The sequence below is a fragment of the Paenarthrobacter sp. 10L412 genome, from assembly GCF_056395565.1.
Genome location: NZ_JBFTJT010000036.1, coordinates 1 through 1,315, shown reverse-complemented (window position 1 = coordinate 1,315; position 1,315 = coordinate 1). Strand labels below are relative to the sequence as shown.

At 57.5% G+C, this 1,315-nt stretch carries 2 pseudogenes; both read right to left on the bottom strand.

The annotated features are described in order from the left end of the window. A pseudogene (locus AC1DD7_RS24370) lies at positions 1–389 on the bottom strand (hypothetical protein); the annotation flags it as partial. Positions 390–973: 584 nt separating this feature from the next. Then, positions 974–1,315: pseudogene (locus AC1DD7_RS24365) on the bottom strand (esterase family protein); the annotation flags it as partial.

The following is a 1,315-nucleotide window of genomic DNA, read 5'->3' as shown; positions in this document are numbered from 1 at the left end:
TCGCCCGTGTGCACGAGGTTGTCCAGGACTGTGGTGGCACGAACCTTCTCTCCGGTGTACTCCAGGCCGTCCAGGCAGATCATCAGGTTGACCGATTCGGCTTCCTCGGCGCCGTGGGGCAGGTACAGGTAGACACTGCTGGTGACGCCAGGGTAGACGGTGTGACTGGTCCACCTGAAGTGGTAGTACTTCCCGGCAGGAACGCCCTCCTGCGGCAGCGATTCGGATGTCAGGCGGTACTCGGACACCGTGTCGTTTTCTGATAACTCGTAAGTAGCGATGTCCTTACTCGGGACGGAGTTCGCCAAGTCTTCGTCGTTGGTCATCATTCCCCAGTGGTCGAGATCCACCAGTTCGAGCTTGGTTGCAGTTGCCTGCGCATGGGTCATGGTGAAACACCCTTTCTTCTTTTCAAGCTGGTCGAGGTCTTGTCTCGAGGTCGCAAACCACTTGGAGCTCAGCCCTGATAAGCACTGAGAAACCAACACCAAGCACTTTGACGACGGCGGCTGCAGGCCACGTCAGGTTGGGCTTTCGCGCCACGCTGGTTGCGTTTGGGTACGTACCCTCAGGTGATCTCCCTAGATTCGTAAGTATTGGACGGCCGTAAATTATGTGGTGACCTAACCCACACCTTCAATTCAGCAGCGTGCATTGATTTTGCCTTAAGTTGAATGCTTCAGGTAGTGGTGGTTTAACCAATCGGCGAGCCATGATTTGGTGTTGTTTCAGTGTCCAGACTCTTTTGCTAGGTGTCGCCCGCGTCACAAGCGTCAGTGACAATTGTGACGCGGGCGAATAGTCGTGGACACGGGAGGTCCTGGGCGGGTCATTAGGTCCGCGGTCCTAATCGAGTAAATCTGGCAGCCAGCGCGAGGCCCTGTAACTCCAGGGTTCCAAACTAAGATTGTGCTGCGGTGCCCTCAGCCTGTGAAGAGGCGTTCTTTGAAGCGAAGCGTCGACTAAGCGCGATTCAATTGGCTTCAACCTGGTCGCGGAAGATCCATTGGAGTGTTTCGGGGAACACTGCGCCGGCGTGTCCGAGGGTGTGCCCGGCGGTGCCGAACACGAACATGGAATCGTAGCGGCGATACTTCAGGGCTGCGTCGAGGTCATGGTTAGCGATGGGGATGTTGCCGTAGACGATATCGAGGTCGCGCTTGCCGGATTGGTGCCAGACGCGGATTGGCTTGCGGGGGGTGCGCCGGACCATGCTGGGGAGGTTGTTCGCGCCCAGAATGTTGATGAAGCTGCCGCAGTGAGAGATCACGTTTCCGAACTGGTCCGGGCGGTGGAAGGCAGCGGTGAAGGCGCC